Raw genomic sequence first — 517 nt, 5'->3', positions numbered from 1 at the left:
GATTTTTTGTGTCAAAACGCTCTCACCATGACTGCTGATAAATTCACTATGCCCCCAAGTGCTGCGAACGTTGCTAGGCGCTGAGGGATTGACCACATGGTCACCCGTCTGACCTGCGCCAATGACCATGCACTGGCTATCGAGCGCCCTTGCGGTGAGTAGGGCGTGCCAATGTGCTTTACCTGTTTGGTAAGTAAACGCCGAAGGCGCGGTGAGTATATCTGCGCCTAGTTCGCGTAGTTTGACCGCAAGGGTGGGGAAACGAATATCAAAACATACCATCATGCCAATTTTGCCAAACTCGGTATCCGCCACAATGAGCTCATTACCGGCTTCGAAGGTTCTACCTTCATCATAGTTGCCTGTGCTATCATTGACGGTGGCTTTGAACAAATGAATTTTGTCATAGCGCGCTAAGCAGTCGCCTGCAGGGTCAAATAATAGTGAGCTTTGCCGAAGTTTGCCGTCAGCCACAGGCGTACCGTCAGGTCGATACGGGCAGGGCAAGGTTCCTGCC

Annotated in this window: 1 protein-coding gene; it reads right to left on the bottom strand. The window is 51.6% G+C overall.

Annotated elements, in window-relative coordinates; genetic code table 11:
* The coding region (locus M3175_RS25810) for a nitrilase-related carbon-nitrogen hydrolase (RefSeq protein ID WP_503328627.1) at positions 1–474 on the bottom strand (474 nt) is incomplete at its 3' end.
* Between the last annotated feature and the right edge of the window lie 43 nt (positions 475–517).

This window comes from Robertmurraya korlensis, assembly GCF_023715225.1.
Taxonomy (GTDB): Bacteria; Bacillota; Bacilli; order Bacillales; family Cytobacillaceae; genus Robertmurraya_A.
Note: the sequence above shows the minus strand (reverse complement) of the source record. Positions and strands in the feature narration are given on the sequence as shown.